The organism is Micromonospora sp. DT43, from assembly GCF_049841645.1.
Taxonomy (GTDB): domain Bacteria; phylum Actinomycetota; class Actinomycetes; order Mycobacteriales; family Micromonosporaceae; genus Micromonospora.
The window spans coordinates 145,766-160,523 of record NZ_JBNCKR010000014.1 but is presented as its reverse complement, the minus strand read 5'-3'; the positions used below and the strand labels follow the sequence as shown (position 1 = coordinate 160,523).

Below are 14,758 nucleotides of genomic sequence, written 5' to 3'. Positions count from 1 at the left end.
GCGTGATGTCCATCGCTCACGTTGGCCGGTGGCGCGGGTCTGGGAGAGTGTGTGATCGTGGACGCTCTTTCGGTGCGGGGACTCAGCCGCAACTTCGGCAACCTGGTCGTGCTCGACGACGTGAGCTTCACGTTGGCGGCGGGCCGGATCGCGGTGGTGCTGGGCCCCAACGGCAGCGGCAAGACCACCCTGCTGCGCTGCGTGGTCGGCGCCGACCGTCCGGACGCCGGTGAGGTGCTGGTGCAGGGCCGCCGGGCCGACGAGACCGATCCGCAGGTGCGGGCGCTTGTCGCGGCCGCCCTGGACGACATCGACTTCTTCCCCGACCTGTCGGTGGTCGAGCACCTGGAGCTGGTCGCGTACGCCCACGGGGGCGGCGCCGACCCGGTCGAGGAGGTGCTCGCCGAGCTGGGCCTGGAGCCGGCCCGTGACCAGCTGCCGGTGACCCTGTCCAGTGGGCAGCGCCGCCGCCTGGCGCTGGCGTCGTGCTTCGTGCGTCCCCGACGGGTGCTGATCCTGGACGAGCCCGAGCAGCGGTTGGACGTCCGCGGCCGGCAGTGGCTGGCCGACCGGCTGCGCCGGGAACGGGACGCCGGCACCGCCGTGCTGCTGGCCTCGCACGACCCGGAGCTGATCGACGCGGTGGTCGACGAGCGGATCGAGATCGGTCGGTGAGCGCCCCGCCGGCCACGATCGCCGAGGTGCCCGCCGGGCTGCCCAGCGCCCGCCAGGTGCGCACACACCTGCGTCGGGCCCGCCGCCGCCACCACGAGCACTCCCTCGGTGACGTGCTGGGCGACGCGTACGTCGTCGTGCTCTTCGTGGGCATGTACGGCTGGTTCGCGGTCAGCGCCAGCCGCAACCTGCTGGTCTCCCCCACCGTCGGCCGGGCCGACCCGGGAGTGCGCTGGTGGCTGGCGGTGGCCGCGCTGCTGGCCGGCGCGGGCCTTGCCTGGCGTGGCCTGCGCGCGCTCGGCCCGCTGCTGGTGACTCCGGCCACCCAGAGCTGGGTGACAAGCGCCCCGGTGGACCGGCGGGCCTGGCTGGTGCCGCGTCTCGGCGTCCTGCTGGCGGGCGCGGCGGCCGGCACGGCGCTGCTCGCGGTGGCCGTGGCCGTGCTGGGCGGCGTCACCGACCTGGGCGCCGTGGGCTGGGCCGCGGCGGCCGGGGCGGGATGGGGCGCCGCCGCGCTCGCCCTGAGCGTCGTCGCCCAGAGCAGCCGGGCCGGCCGCCGCTGGCCGACTGTGGTCGGGGCGACGCCGATGGTGGCGGCCGCCGTCGTCGCGACGGCGGTGGTGATCGCCGGTCGCCTCGGTGACGCGCTGCCCCGGCCGGCGGCGCTGCCGACAGGCGCCCTGGTCGCCGTCGGGGTGCCCCTCGCGGTCCTCGGCACGGTTCTCGCCGTGCGGGCGCTGCCCCGGGTGGATCGGGCCACGCTGACGACAGGCGCGCAGTTCGCCAACGCCGCCGCGACGGCCACCATCCTGCTCGACCCGAGCATGCTCACCAGCCTGGTGGAGAGCCGGCGGTGGCGGCGTATCGGCCGGGTCCGCAGCCGCCGCTTCCTGCCCGGCCCCGCCTGGTGGGCGTTGCTGCAGGCCGACGTGCGCCGGCTGCGCCGTCACCCCAGCGCCCTGCTGATCTGGGCGGGGCTGATCGGCGTCCAGTACGCCGCCGCGCTCGCCCTGCCGGGGCTCGCCGGCGCCACGCAGGTGGTGTTCGCGTACGTCGCCACCGACCGGCTCACCGGTGGCCTGCGCGCGGTCAGCCGGTCACCCGGGCTGCGCCGGGCCCTCGGTGGCAGCGATGCGGCGCTGCGGGGAATCCACGTGGCGGTGCCGGCGGTCGGCGCGGGCCTGTGGTGGCTGCTGACCCTGCCGAGCCTGCCGACCCTCGACGCTGGACCGACCTGGTTGGCGCCGACGCTTGCGGTCGGGGTGGTGGCAGCCGCCTGGCGGGCCGGCACCCGCCCGCCGATCAACTACGGCGGCGCGACTGTCAACACGCCGTTCGGGATGATCCCTGTCGACCTGTTGCGCCAGGGCTCACGCGGGCCGGCGCTGCTGGCCGTGCTGGTGCTCGTCCAGCTCTTCCTGGGCTGACTCCGCTTCCGGGGCGGTGTGGCTCGCCCGGGCAGTCTGCCACCGGCCCTGTCGACCTGCCCCAGTTGTGGGGCGTCGGAACGTAGCGGACGCGACCGTCATCCTTGCAGCACCGCCGCACGGACGGCGTCGGCGAAACGGCGGTTGCGGACCATCTGCCCGAGGGGCACCCCGCTCTGCTGTTCGGCGTCGATGATGCGGCCGAGGGTGGGCAGGAGTTTGAGGACAGCCTGCTCCGAGGCACCGGGATCCCACACCAGATCGAGCAGCCGCCGGCACTGCTCGCTGGCACGGCGGGGATTGCTGGTCAGGCGTTCGGCTCCGAGAACCTGCCACCGCATGGCCGCCATGAGGTGATAGCGCGCGGGCCGCAGCGTCGCTCGAATCCGCCTGGTTCGCAGCAGCCATTCGAGGCGGTAGTGGGCGGCAGCCGCCACGTAGTACGCGTCCGGGAGATGGTCCTCCTGAAACAGCGCATCGCGGTGGCGCTGGGTGAGATCGCGATAGTGACCGGCGGCCGCCGGCTCCCCGAGGAACATCGCGGCGTAGGCACGGGTGAGTTGGGCACGGTTGACCACTCGCGTCTTCTCCACCTCGTTCCGGGTCGCGTACTGCTTGGATCGGCGCTCATACCACAGTCGGCGCGGCGCCGGTTGCGCGGAGAACCAGTCCTCCAACCGTCGGTGAAAGTCCTCCCGGGTCGACAGCTCCTCCTCGCTCACCGCGGTCTGCCGGTTGGTGGCGGCGATGATGCCAGCGATGACCTTCTCGTCCTCGCTGTGCACGATCCGTACGCTGACCTGCACGTCGTCGGTGAGTCGATCCCGCTCGTCGAACAACACGTGACAGGTCTGGCACCCGTTGACCACCTGGAAGTCTCGGATGTGCACCTCGTCGCCGACCACGTTGAGCCCTCGGGTGACGATGGTGACGCCGTTGTTGAGCACGGCGAAGCGACGGTGCTGCAGCGGATCTCGGATGGCGTCACGGATCTGGCCGTTGACCCCGTTGTAGCCCTGGAAGTCCCGCACGTTCTCGTGGAACAGGGCCTTGCGAATGTTGCCGGCCGGATCGGTGAGCACCCGGGACACCAGTTCTCGAGCGGGTAGCAGACCGAACAGCGACTGGACAACACCGGGCATGGTCGGTGGGGAGAGCTTCTTGAGCATCTCGAAGGTGGCCGGTACCGCCTGCGTGGCACGCTGGTACAACTCACGCAACTCGTCGCGGGTCACGCAGCGCACGTCGACCACATCGAAGCGGCCGGAGCGCATGAGCCCCCGCTCCGCCGATGCCGCCTTCTTGCGCAGCATGTCCGCCACCTGACCGCCCGTGGTGACGTACCGGACGTGCAGCTTGGGCCGACCGCCAGAGAACTTCGCGATGTTCGCGTAGACCGCCCGGAGACACCCGCGAAGGTTCTCCACGTCCTGGGACGCCGGATACGGCAGGTCAGCCTTGTCGACGACGTGCGCGAGGTTGTCAGCCAGGTCAGCGATGACCTTCGACTCGAACTTGGGGCTGGTCTTCGCCTGCACGACGATGATCCGTACGTCCAACTGGCGTGCCTGCTCGGTCGCCGCCCGGACGTCGGCCTCGTCGTGCAGGAGCTCGCCGTTGACCAGGATGCCGAAAACATCGATGCCGAGGTCATTGCCGCCACCCATCCGGAAGACGTCCGGGCTGAAGTCGCTCTCGTAGAACGAGCTGAGCACGCAGAAGCCCGCGAAGGCTTCGAACGCCTCGTCCTGTGGCAGCCCGACGAGGTCGCGGTCGGTCTGAAACTGGCGAACCAGGCTGTCGATGACGATGTCCATGCTGTTCCCCCTGCCGGTCCGTCAACTCCGGGCCCGGATCAGTACTTCTTCCACGGTGAGCGCGCTCGTCGGGTGGTGGCTGAGGCACATCGGTGTTGCCAGCTTCTGGAAGCCGAGGCCTTCGCCCACCGCGTAGAACTGGCCGGCAGTCAGTCGAGAGATGTCCAGAACGGCACTCGCCTTGGCCTGCGCCACCTCCTTCGCCGCCGCGATCTGGATCGGACTGTTCAGAAAGCCGAAGAACTGGGTCGCGGCATTGCCGACGATCCGGTTGTGGATGCCCTTGGGCGCCTGGGTCGCGAAGATCAGACCGAGGCCGTACTTGCGGGCCTGGCTGGCCAGGGCGAGAGTGCTCTCCGTGCAGGCCGTCAGCGAACCCGAGGGCGCGAGGGTCTGCGCCTCGTCCATGACGAAGAGCCCGCCGAGCGGGCGATCGCCGGCGGGATGTTGCTTGATCCACGCGAACAACGCCATCTGCAACTGGTTCACGAAGCCCTGCCGCTGCTCGTTGCTGGGCAGCCCGACAAGACTGATCACTGATATCCGCGCCCGCTTGCCGGCCGACGGAGTCAGGAGAACGCCCGGGTCCAGGGGCACACCGGCGCCGCCGAACAGCGGATCGAGGATCATCGCCGCCTTGAGGGTCTCGGCCATGTCATGCGCCAGTTCACTCGCCCGAGTCAGCGTGGTGGCGCTGTCAGGCAACTCCGCGAGCAACTCGACGAAATCACGCAGACCGGTGCCTCCGCTCTGGGCGAAGTACGCCAGCGCCTCGCGCAGCACCGCCCGGCCACGGTCCATCTTCGCCGTCTTGCCGCCCATCCGTGCCCGGGGTGCGAGCCCTGCCACGGCGGTGTCCAACGCGAGGGCGAGTTCGTCGGGTTCGTCGAGCACAGCCGCGAAGTCCGGAAGCGGCTGAAGACTGAGCGGACGGCCGGCTTCCCGGCGGGGAGTCCACACCACCACGTCCGTGCCGTGCAGATAGGCTGCGGCCCGCTCGGCATCGCCCGGCTGCCATGACGGCGGCGCCTCCGGCCACGGATCACCGAGCCGCGCCAGGTCGTTGTTGGGATCGAGCACGATCGTGGAAACCCCCTGCAGGGCACACTCCTCGATCAGCCGCCGGATCAGCACGGTCTTGCCCGATCCCGAGCCGGCGAAGATGACAGTGTGTTTGCGTAACGACTCCAGCGGCACCCGAATCGTCGCGCCTGTCTCGACCACCGTCCCCAGCAGAAGACCAGCACCACCGGTTGTCTCATTGAGCCGCGCCTCGCGGGTCGTTTCGTCGGGCGCCGTCCAGTGGGCGTCGCCGGGTTCGATCCGCTCATTCGTCGGCGATTCCGGCAGACCCGGCCGATCCGGGGGTCCACCGGGTCGCCCAGGGCCGGGAGACTGCGCCTCCGCGCTGTCCGGCGGCAGGCCGAAGACCTGCCGGAACAGCGCGGTGTTGCCAGCGGGGCGACGCAGGCGAAGCCAGTCGCCGAGCGCCGGATCCTTCTCGTCGAGCAACACCGCGAGCCCGGCGAAGGTGCGCAGGTCGTCGGTGGACACCTCGGTGATCAGCCCGCCCGCAACCTCGAACTCGTCCAGCAGGCGTCGGGTCACCGGCCCCTTGGGCCAACGAGTGTTGCGAAGCAGTACCGCACGCCGCTTGTCGATGCTGGGATCCAACCCCACGAGCTGTCGAAGCCGCTCGATCCGCGCCTGCACAGCCCGATGGTGCGTGTGCGACAGCGCGCGGAACGACCAGTGCGCCTCATCCTCGGTCGACTCGTCCAGGCTTTCCCGGAGCCAGGCATGCATCGACGGATTGCCCTCCTCGCCGAGCACGACCTTGTACCGCCCGGTCAGATCTCCCTGCTCGACCGCCCATGCCCGCAGGCCGGCCCCCAGCAGGCGAGGCATCTCGACGTCCTCGGAGGCAGGATCCATGGCGTGGTCGACGTCGAGCGATCCGCGCAACTCGACGAACCGCCGCTGCACCGACTCCACGTCCTGCGGCTGAGCCGCCGGCTGCGGCTCCCGTGGTGCGACTCGTTGGTCCAGGTCGTGCAGCGGCTCGACACTGCCGGTCGTGAGGCAGACGCGAAGGTGCTCATCCACCCGCTCCAGCAGGGATCGCGGGGTGTAGTCGGGTGCGGCGACGAACGCCGACGGCAACACCGGCCAGGTCGCGTACGGCGGCGAGAATCCGACCGAATCGAAGAAGGGCCCGAAGCGCGCGGCAACCAGTTCCGCGCCCACCTCGGGTGACGGCAGCCGACTCAGCCGCGTCTCCCGCCGGAACCGGTCCCGCACGGAGTCAACGGTGTGGTTGCTGATCAGCTGCCAGGAGGTGGGCAGGCATGCCACCACTGTCACGGTGCGCCGCAGCGCTTCCCGCAACTGCATCAGGCCGTGCCCGAGTTCCTCGGCCAGGGCGACAGATTCGAAAGACACGGCATCCGGCTGGCCGTGATTGACGACGGAGGTACGGGCCTGCGCGATGACGGTGTCGATCTGGTCGACCGCGAACATGCTGGCACCGGTGCTGGCCAGCAGACGGGAGATCTCTTCCGCGACCTCCTGTGCCGTCTTCGCTCGGCTCGGCAGGCCCCACCGGGCCTGCTCACCAGGGTCCTCATCGGGCAACGACGTAAGGAACGCCTCACCGATGTCCTGAGCCGCGTCGTCCTTGGCGGCCAAGAGCGCCAGGGCCCGCAGGGTATGCCGGCACTCACGCCCCAGATCGGGGTCCACTCGCCGGAGCGCAGTCACGAAGGCGTCGAGCGATTCCGTTGTCAGTGGATGTCGTCCACGAATCCGGTCGCGCAACTCCCTTCCCACGGCGGCGTGCTCACACAGCCGATCGAGAAGCACCTCCAGTTGAGGATGCCGGTACGAACCCGAGCGCCGCAGACCGCGCAGGAGCGTGTGCACGACGTTGGGCCAGAAGGCTCTTGTGTCGGAGATTCCGAGAAGAAAGAAGTAGCCGCCACTACGTTGCACCTGCTCACGTGCCCAGCGCAGGAGATGGGTCTTGCCGGCGCCGTGCTGGCCTTCCAGGATCAGCCCGAGCGGGCTTCGCCCCTTGCTCGCGACCGCTTCCCGGTACACGCGGAGGAGAGCGGCACCGGCCTCACCGTTGAGCGCGTCGATGTGGATGTCCAGTGGGGACCACACGTCCTCCTGGGTGGGCGCCCAGTCGAGCCGCCGCAATTCCAGCAGTGCCTGACGCTGGACCTGGTCGATCATGAGCGGTCGATCGTGATCAGATGCTTGTCTTCACCACCGATGGTGACCGCGGCGTCCCGGACCGCCTGCGTCAGCGCCTTCCGGTTGGGGTCCGGCTCAAGATGGATCTCCCGCCGCCGGTCCATTGCCCGCAGCACACGATCGAGGTCGTCGCGAGCCACGTCCTCCAGACTCCCCCGGAGACGTGCCAGGCTCACCAGGCTGCCCGGTGCGTCGGCGAGACGCTGGTACGCGTCGCGCACCCGGTCCTCGACACCGTCCGGCTCGCTGCCCGCCCGATCCCCTTCCGGTGGGGCTGCGCCCCCGGACGGCGTCGGCACCTCGTCGGAAGAATCCGTGTCGGTGGCGGGGATGCCCAGAGGGCCGACGTACAGGTCGGCCAGCTGCAGATTGCGGGTCGCCAGCAGCCGATCCAGGTGCATCAGCGTCCCGTAGTGCAGCAGCCATGCCGACGAGACCCGCTCGGGGGCGGCTGCGCCGAGCTCGCGGCGAGCCCGCTTCCAGCCATCCTCGGTCAACTCGTGAAAGATCGCTCCGCGCAGGCCCTTGCGCCAAACGATGTACCCGGCGGATTCAAGTTCCTGCCGGATGTTCTTCTCGATCCGCATCCGGAATTGTTCGTACAACTCCGAATTGGATGCCTCCGAGACATGGGTCATCAGCGCCACGAGCGCCTGTCTGGCCGACGTACCGAGGGGTTTGTTCGACATGGGGCAGTTCTCCGGGTGTGCGAGGGGAACGGACGACGGCATGCCTGAGGGACTGGCCGTGGATGGGGACCACGCCGCCCGAGAAGAGCATCATTGCGGCACGATCGAGGCGAGCGCGAGCCCACGAAGGCACCAAGCGGGTGTGAACCGCTGTCATATTCCGGACTTTCGACCAAGGCTGAAAAGCATTGATTCTGCTGCCTCGTCCGGAATGGATCAGCCGACAGCCGGCTGGGCCCGATGCAGCGCAGCGGCATTCGTCGTCGATCTGCTGCGCCAGGGCTCACGCGGGCCGGCGCTGCTGGCCGTGCTGGTGCTCGTCCAGCTCTTCCTGGGCTGAGCGCGCCGGCCGACCGGTCGGCCGCAGCACGGCGGCGATGGCGGCGACGCCCTCGTCGATCTCCGTCGCCGTGCGGGCCGCGTAGCCGAGCACCAGGCCGGGCCGGTGTGGGCGCTGGCAGTGCCAGGACAGGGGCTGCACCTTCACCCCGCGCGCCAGTGTCGCCGCCGCCACCTCCGTGTCCGTGACGGCGGCATCGTCCAGGGTGATCGTCAGGTGCAGCCCGGCCGCCGCGCCGTGCACCGTGGCGCTCGGCAGGTGTCGGGCCAGGGCGGCGACCATCGCGTCCCGGCGGCGGGTGTGCCGGCGGCGCAGTAGCCGCAGGTGCCGCTCCAGCGCGCCGGAGGTCATCAGCTCCGCCAGGACCAGCTGCGGCAGCACCGCGTTGCCCAGGTCGGCGTTGCGTTTGGCGGCCACCACAGCCGCTCGCAGCCGCGACGGCACGAGCAGCCAGCCGACCCGCAGCGCCGGGGCGAGCAGTTTGGACACGCTTCCGGCGTAGCAGACGTGCTCGGGCAGCAGGCCCCGCAGCGCCGGCACCGGGGGCCGGTCGTAGCGGTGCTCGGCGTCGTAGTCGTCCTCGATGATCAGACCGCCGGCCCGTGCCCAGTCGAGGAGTTGGCGGCGGCGGTCACCGTCGAGCACCACGCCGGTCGGGAACTGGTGCGCGGGTGTGAGCAACACCGCGGGCAGGCCGCTGGCGACCAGTTCGCCGACGCGCAGCCCGGCGTCGTCCACGCTCACCGGCGGGGTGACGACCTGCCAGTTGTTCAGGTGCTGCCGTACGCCCAGCGAGCCCGGCTCCTCGACGGCGATGCGGTCGATGCCGACCGGGCGCAGCGCCTGGGCGAGGAGCCCGACCGCCTGCGACACCCCGGCCACGATGATCACGTCGACGGGGTCGACGGTGATGCCCCGGTTGCGGGCCAGCCAGGCGGCGACGGCCCCGCGCAGCACGGGCGCGCCGCAGGGATCGCCGTAGCCGAGGTCCGCCGCGGCGAGCCGGCGGAGCACGGTCCGTTCCGACCGCAGCCAGTCCGCGCGGGGAAAGGCGGTCAGGTCGGGTACGCCGGGGGTCAGGTCGATCGTCGCGCGGGCCGCGCGTACCGCGTCGAAGATGTCGCTGCCGGGGGCCGGTGAGAAGAGCGCGGCCGGTTCCGCCGGCGCGGCCGAGGCGGGCGCCGGCGCGGGCGGCGCCGGGGCGCCGACGACCACCGTGCCGGCCCGGCCCCGGCCGGTGAGGTGCCCCTCCTCGGTGAGCCGCTGGTACGCCTCGGTGACCACGCCCCGGGAGACGCCGAGGTCGGCGGCGAGCACCCGGGTGGCGGGGAGCCGGGCGCCGATCGGCACCCGCCCGTCGGCGATCGCCTGGCGCAGTCGGCCGGCGAGCCAGTCGGCGCGTCCTCCGGGGGGCGCGTCGGCGACGGTGAGGTGCAGAAAATCCGACCCGGCCGTTATGGACCTCTCGGAGTCGTTCGGTTTGGCCCTGCTCACCGGACCATCTTGGCAGCAGAGTGGGTCGCAGACATCCCCGCCCGACTCCACCGGAGGACGACAGTGAGCATCCCCTTTCTGATCACCGCCCTGATCGTGGTGATCACCCCCGGCACCGGGGTGTTCTTCACCCTCTCCGCCGGGCTGTCCCGGGGCGCCCGGGCCGGCGTACTGGCCGCGTTCGCCTGCACGCTGGGCGTGGTCCCGCACCTGCTGGCGGCGCTGACCGGGTTGGCGGCGCTGCTGCAGACCAGCGCCACGGCGTTCGAGGCCGTCCGGTACCTGGGCGTCGGCTATCTGCTCTACCTGGGCTGGTCGACGATCCGCGACCGCAGCGCCTTCGCGGCGACGAGCGACCGCCCACCCCGCTCGGCGGCGCGGGTGATCGTCTCCGGTGTGCTGGTCAACCTGCTCAACCCGAAGCCGACGCTGTTCTTCGTCGCGTTCCTGCCGCAGTTCGTGGACACCACCGCCCCGGGCTCGACCCGGGCGATGCTGGCCTGCGGCGTGGTGTTCATGCTGCTCACCTTCGTGGTGTTCAGCGGCTACGGCGTCTTCGCCGCCCACCTGCGGGACCGGGTGCTCACCCGCCCCCGCGTCACCGACTGGCTGCGCCGGTCCGTCGCCGGCACGTTCGTCGCGCTCGGCGTGACGCTCGCCCTCACCGAACGATAGGAAGTCCGGCGTGCCGACGACCGACGGCACGCCAGGTCAGGCGGTGTCGCCGGGGGTGAGGTGGCGGTAGCCGGGGATGGTCTCGGCGAACCAGCCGGCGACGCTGGCCAGGCCGCGCTCGTTGAGCTGCGCGTCGTGGATGGGGTACGCGGCGACGGCGCCCACCGCGCGGGCGAATCCGATCGCCTCGTCCAGGCGCAGCCACGACCCCTGGGCGGGAACGAGCAGGGTGTGCACCGGTTCGTCCGGCACGTGCACCGAGTCGCCCGGGTGGTAGAGCTCGTCGCCGATCAGGTAGCCGAGGTTGGGGCAGTCCGGCTGGCCCTCGTGGATGGCGGCGTGCCGGCCACCGTGCGCGCTGACCGTGATGCCGGCGGCGGTGAAGCGCTGCCCCGCGCGCACAGGCGTCACCGGCAGCGGGGCGAGGTCGGGCAGCCGGGCGCCCTCCGGGGCGTACACCGGGACGCCCAGCCCGGCCAGGCGCAGCACGTCCACGTGGTCGGTGTGTTCGTGGGTGACCAGGACGGCGTCCGCGCCGACGAGCGCGGCCGGCTCGCTCCAGGTGCCCGGGTCGACGACCAGCACCCCACCGTCGTGCTCGACGCGGACGCAGGAGTGTGTGAATCGGGTGATCCGCATCCGGCGACGGTACGCCGCGCCGGGTCGGGGTACTGCCCAGCCATGCCCCAGCGATACGACACCTACCCGAGGATCGCCGTGGTCACCGGCGCGGACTCCGGCATCGGCAAGGCCAGCGCGGTCGCCCTGGCCGAGGCCGGCTTCGACATCGGCTTCACCTGGTACGGCGATCCCGACGGCGCCGAGCGGACCGCGACCGAGGTCCGCGCCACCGGGCGACGGTGCGAGGTCGCCGAGGCGGACTTCACCCGCCTGCCGGACGCGACGGCGGTGATCGACGAGTTGGCCGACCGGCTCGGCGGGATCGGGGTGCTTGTCAACAACGCCGGCACCGGCGCCTCGACGCCGTTCGTCGACACCGGCTGGGACCAGTGGCGCGAGGTGCTCGCCGTGGACCTCGACGCGCCCTTTCTGTGTGCACAGCGGGCGGCACGACGGATGCGGGCCGCCGGCGCCGGCGGACGGATCATCAGCATCACCAGCGTGCACGAGCACGCGCCCCGGGTGGGCTCGGCCGCGTACTGCGCCGCGAAGGGTGGCCTGGGCCTGCTGACCCGGGTGATGGCCCAGGAGTTGGCCGCCGACGGGATCACCGTTAACGCCGTCGCTCCGGGTGAGATCGCCACACCGATGACCGGTCAGGAGGACGTCGACCCGTTCACCCAGGAGCGGCCCGGCGTACCGGTGGGGCGGCCCGGTGACGCCCGCGAGGTGGCGGCAGTGGTCGCGCTGCTGGCCTCCCCCGCCGCCAGCTACGTCACCGGGGCGTCCTGGCCGGTGGACGGCGGCATGCTGCTGATGGGCCCGCAGGCCGCCGCGTTGACAAGCGACGACTGGCGACGGGTCTGAGGAATCGTCAGCCCAGTCGCCCGCTGGACGTGCGGACGATGTACGCGAACTGGACGGCGAACGCCACCACGGCGACCAGCGCTCCGACCAGGATCGCGAGGCCACGCCCGAGACCGACGGTTCCCGTCACCAGGGCGACGCCGACCCCGAGCAGCAGCGCGTTTACCGCTCCCACAAGCGCGGCGGTGGTGAGCAGGAACTCCCAGCGGCCCGGCTGGGTGCCGACAAGCGTCCAGGCCGTCCGCATGCTGCCCTCGTCGACCACGGCGTCGGCGAAGAAGTCGTGTTCGCTGGCGAACCGGTGTTGGTAGTACGCGCGGATGCGTTGGATCCGCCGCAGGTCCAGGGAGTTCTCCACGGTGGTCTCCACCAGCCGCAGGAAGGTCAACACGCCGATGATCACCAGGGTCGGCAGCACCGCGCCCAGGTAGGGCCGGACCACGGCGTCGTTGCCGGACACGAAGCCGAGCCCGATCAGGGAGGCCGACAGCACCGACAGGAAGATCGTGGCGCGGCCCGTCGCCTCGGCGATCGTGCCGGAGCGCGACGTCTGCAACGCGTAGTGCTCGGTGGTCAGGGCGGCGAGCAGGGCCTTCTCGCGTTCGTCGTCGTCCATCCACCGCCACCCTCCGCAGTCGCACGCCCCCTTTACCGTCACCTTAGAAGCGGTGGGGACGGTCCGGTCGGCGAACGCGTCGGTCGGGAACGGGACAGCGAGCGGCAAAGCCGGCACGTATCCTCCGCATCCTGGTGATCACAGTGCCCTACGGAAGGGGACACCGGATGCCCGAGTGGGCGGGTCGGGGCGACCGTGGCGGCCGACAACGACGTGCCTTCGGCGTCGGTGGGGCGCTGCTCGGGATCGCCCTCGTGATGCTGTTGGCCGCCTGGCGCAGCAGCGGCTTCCTCAGCGACCTGCTGCTCAACATCGGCTCCAGCGTTGTCCTCGCCGCCATCTCGTACGTCATCTTCGACCCGCTGTTCGAGGAGGCCCGCAGGGCGCGGGTCCAGGAGCACCTGAGCTTCGACCAGCACGCCTTCGTGGCCCGGCTGCACCGTTCCGGGCGCCGGGTGCGAATCCTCGACACCTGGACGATCCTGCTCGATGACGCGCAGCGCGAGGAGACGATGCGGGGTATGCGGGCGGCGCTCGCCAACGGCGCGCAGGTGCAGTTGCTCCTGCTGGACCCGGACTGCACGGCCGCGCAGCAGCGCTCCGAGGAGTTGGAACGGGAGCGGGTGGACGTGCCCCGCTACATCCGCACCAACCTGCGGCACCTGGCGCTGTTCCAGGACACCCTCGACGCACGACTGCGGCACCGGTTGCAGGTCCGGCTCTACGACGCGTCCCCGTCGATCCAGCTCTACCAGTGGGACAGCCGGGCGCTGATCTCGTTCTTCCCGATCGGGAAGCTGTCGTTCAACGTGCCCCAGCTCGAGGTCGACATGGACAGCCCGTGGGGCGGGTTCGTGCACGCCCGTTTCGAGGAGCTGTGGGAACACGAGCAGGCGACAGTGAACCTGGAGCGGTACTGGTCGGTCGCCGTGATGCTGCGCCACGACGACTCCGACGTGATCGAGATGCAGGTGCCCTACGTGAGTGTGGAGGGGCAGCACTACGTCGACTGCGGCGGGTTCAAGGCGAGGGGGCCGCTTACCGTGCGGGCCGTTCTGCCACCGCGCGCGCCGGGCGGCGCCCCCGGGGTGTTCGCCCTGGCGGAGCCCGTCGACGGGGACCGCACGCCGGCCGCCACCGTCCGCAGGCACTTCGACCAGAAGTACGGCGGCGGCGACGGGCAGCGGGAGATCCGCCGGCTGGTGCCGCCACCGGAGGAATGACGTACCCCCTCCGGGAGGCGACGCGCACGGACGGTGAGCCCCGGCCCGGTGGGTCGGGACGCGGCGCGGGACAATGGGGTCGTCGCCTCGATCGCCAGGAGGATCGTTCCCCGTGTCGACCCATCCCCCGCCGCCTGCGCGGTCGGCGCAGTTGCGCGCCGACTGCGCGCGCTGTTTCGGGTTGTGCTGCGTGGTCCCCGCCTTCGCCGCGTCGGCCGACTTCGCCATCGACAAGCCGGCAGGGCGGGCCTGCCCGAACCTGCGCCCGGACCACCGCTGCGGCATCCACACCGAGCTACGGGAGCGGGGGTTCGCCGGCTGCACGGTCTTCGACTGCTTCGGGGCCGGCCAGCAGGTCGCCCAGGTCACCTTCGGTGGGCGGGACTGGCGGGACGCCCCGGAGACGCTGCCCGCGATGGCCGAGGCGTTCACGGTGCTGCGCCCGCTGCACGAACTGCTCTGGTATCTCACCGAGGCGCTGTCGTTGCGCCCACCGGCCGCGCTGCGCGCCGAGCTGGATCGCGCCCGTGCCGAGATCGCCGCGCTCGCCGAGGGCGATTCGACGCGGCTGCGCGCCGTGGACGTGGACGCGCACCGCGCCCGCGTCAACCCGCTGCTGTCGCGGGCCAGCGACGCTGCCCGCTCGCCGGGCGGGATCGATCGGCGGGGAGCACAGCTCCTCGGGGCGGACCTACGCCGGACGGACCTGCGTCGGGCCAACCTGCGCGGCGCGCTGCTGGTCGGCGCCGACCTGCGCGGCGTCGACCTGACCCTGGCCGACGTCACGGGCGCCGACCTGCGCGGGGCCGACCTGCGCGGCGCGGACCTGCGCGCCACCCTGTTCCTGCATCAGGCCCAGCTGGACGCCGCCCGGGGTGACGTCCGCACCGGCCTGCCGGCGACGCTGAGCCGGCCGGCGCATTGGACGGCACTGACGCTCACACCGGTGCGACACCCCGCGCGGGCCGCCGCCCCGACCCGCCGGGGCCGCCGCCGCTGACGGCGGCACGACGAGCGGGGGTACGCGGCACACTCTCGCCGGCCCCGCAGGCGCCC

The 14,758-nt window shown here is 71.5% G+C and carries 12 protein-coding genes; 6 read left to right on the top strand and 6 right to left on the bottom strand.

Annotation, left to right across the window (positions count from 1 at the left end; all coding sequences use genetic code 11):
- Positions 1-57: 57 nt before the first annotated feature.
- Both ACLQ26_RS27330 and ACLQ26_RS27325 read left to right on the top strand, forming a co-directional pair.
- Positions 58-675, top strand: coding sequence for an ABC transporter ATP-binding protein (locus tag ACLQ26_RS27330; RefSeq protein ID WP_425747189.1), 618 nt, complete (start codon positions 58-60; stop codon positions 673-675).
- Entirely contained in the window at positions 672-2,102 is a 1,431-nt protein-coding gene (locus ACLQ26_RS27325) for a DUF6297 family protein (RefSeq protein ID WP_425747188.1), read from the top strand. Before ACLQ26_RS27330 ends, ACLQ26_RS27325 begins: the two co-directional genes overlap by 4 nt.
- A 98-nt stretch (positions 2,103-2,200) precedes the next feature.
- Here the strand turns inward: ACLQ26_RS27325 and ACLQ26_RS27320 are convergent, their stop codons facing one another.
- The 4 genes from ACLQ26_RS27320 to ACLQ26_RS27305 form a co-directional block, all read right to left on the bottom strand.
- Positions 2,201-3,919 (bottom strand): AIPR family protein, encoded by a 1,719-nt coding sequence (locus tag ACLQ26_RS27320; RefSeq protein WP_425747187.1) that lies wholly within the window; start codon positions 3,917-3,919, stop codon positions 2,201-2,203.
- Positions 3,920-3,940: 21 nt separating this feature from the next.
- On the bottom strand, positions 3,941-7,156 hold the full coding sequence (locus tag ACLQ26_RS27315; RefSeq protein ID WP_425747185.1) for a helicase HerA domain-containing protein: 3,216 nt from the start codon (positions 7,154-7,156) through the stop codon (positions 3,941-3,943).
- Positions 7,153-7,866, bottom strand: a complete 714-nt coding sequence (locus ACLQ26_RS27310; RefSeq protein WP_425747184.1) for a hypothetical protein — start codon at positions 7,864-7,866, stop codon at positions 7,153-7,155. The genes ACLQ26_RS27315 and ACLQ26_RS27310 overlap by 4 nt, the downstream gene beginning before the upstream one ends.
- Before the next feature lie 283 nt (positions 7,867-8,149).
- Positions 8,150-9,700 carry a PLP-dependent aminotransferase family protein gene (locus tag ACLQ26_RS27305; protein ID WP_425747183.1) on the bottom strand — a complete coding sequence of 517 codons (1,551 nt, stop codon included), beginning with the start codon at positions 9,698-9,700 and terminating at the stop codon, positions 8,150-8,152.
- Between the two features lie 63 nt (positions 9,701-9,763).
- Between ACLQ26_RS27305 and ACLQ26_RS27300 the strand changes: the two genes are divergently transcribed.
- A complete protein-coding gene (locus ACLQ26_RS27300) occupies positions 9,764-10,375 on the top strand; it encodes a LysE family translocator (protein ID WP_425747182.1) in 612 nt (203 codons plus the stop codon).
- Positions 10,376-10,411: 36 nt separating this feature from the next.
- On the opposite strand, the gene ACLQ26_RS27295 is transcribed toward ACLQ26_RS27300, so the two are convergent.
- On the bottom strand, positions 10,412-11,014 hold the full coding sequence (locus tag ACLQ26_RS27295; RefSeq protein WP_425747181.1) for an MBL fold metallo-hydrolase: 603 nt from the start codon (positions 11,012-11,014) through the stop codon (positions 10,412-10,414).
- A 42-nt stretch (positions 11,015-11,056) separates the two neighbouring features.
- Between ACLQ26_RS27295 and ACLQ26_RS27290 the strand changes: the two genes are divergently transcribed.
- Positions 11,057-11,863, top strand: a complete 807-nt coding sequence (locus ACLQ26_RS27290; RefSeq protein WP_425747179.1) for an SDR family oxidoreductase — start codon at positions 11,057-11,059, stop codon at positions 11,861-11,863.
- A gap of 7 nt (positions 11,864-11,870) precedes the next feature.
- Here ACLQ26_RS27290 and ACLQ26_RS27285 read toward each other — a convergent pair whose 3' ends face one another.
- Positions 11,871-12,479, bottom strand: a complete 609-nt coding sequence (locus ACLQ26_RS27285; protein ID WP_393302498.1) for a hypothetical protein — start codon at positions 12,477-12,479, stop codon at positions 11,871-11,873.
- Positions 12,480-12,646: 167 nt separating this feature from the next.
- Between ACLQ26_RS27285 and ACLQ26_RS27280 the strand changes: the two genes are divergently transcribed.
- Entirely contained in the window at positions 12,647-13,702 is a 1,056-nt protein-coding gene (locus ACLQ26_RS27280) for a DUF5919 domain-containing protein (protein ID WP_425747178.1), read from the top strand.
- Between the two features lie 112 nt (positions 13,703-13,814).
- Complete coding sequence (locus ACLQ26_RS27275; protein WP_425747177.1) at positions 13,815-14,702, top strand: pentapeptide repeat-containing protein; 888 nt, start codon at positions 13,815-13,817, stop codon at positions 14,700-14,702.
- Positions 14,703-14,758: the final 56 nt, after the last annotated feature.

Excerpts from the sequence above, each read along its gene's own strand:
- ACLQ26_RS27285 (WP_393302498.1), bottom strand. The coding sequence starts at position 12,479 with ATGGACGACGACGAACGCGAGAAGGCCCTGCTCGCCGCCCTGACCACC.
- ACLQ26_RS27295 (WP_425747181.1), bottom strand. The coding sequence starts at position 11,014 with ATGCGGATCACCCGATTCACACACTCCTGCGTCCGCGTCGAGCACGAC.
- ACLQ26_RS27310 (WP_425747184.1), bottom strand. The coding sequence starts at position 7,866 with ATGTCGAACAAACCCCTCGGTACGTCGGCCAGACAGGCGCTCGTGGCG.
- ACLQ26_RS27280 (WP_425747178.1), top strand. The coding sequence starts at position 12,647 with ATGCCCGAGTGGGCGGGTCGGGGCGACCGTGGCGGCCGACAACGACGT.
- ACLQ26_RS27320 (WP_425747187.1), bottom strand. The coding sequence starts at position 3,919 with ATGGACATCGTCATCGACAGCCTGGTTCGCCAGTTTCAGACCGACCGC.
- ACLQ26_RS27290 (WP_425747179.1), top strand. The coding sequence starts at position 11,057 with ATGCCCCAGCGATACGACACCTACCCGAGGATCGCCGTGGTCACCGGC.
- ACLQ26_RS27315 (WP_425747185.1), bottom strand. The coding sequence starts at position 7,156 with ATGATCGACCAGGTCCAGCGTCAGGCACTGCTGGAATTGCGGCGGCTC.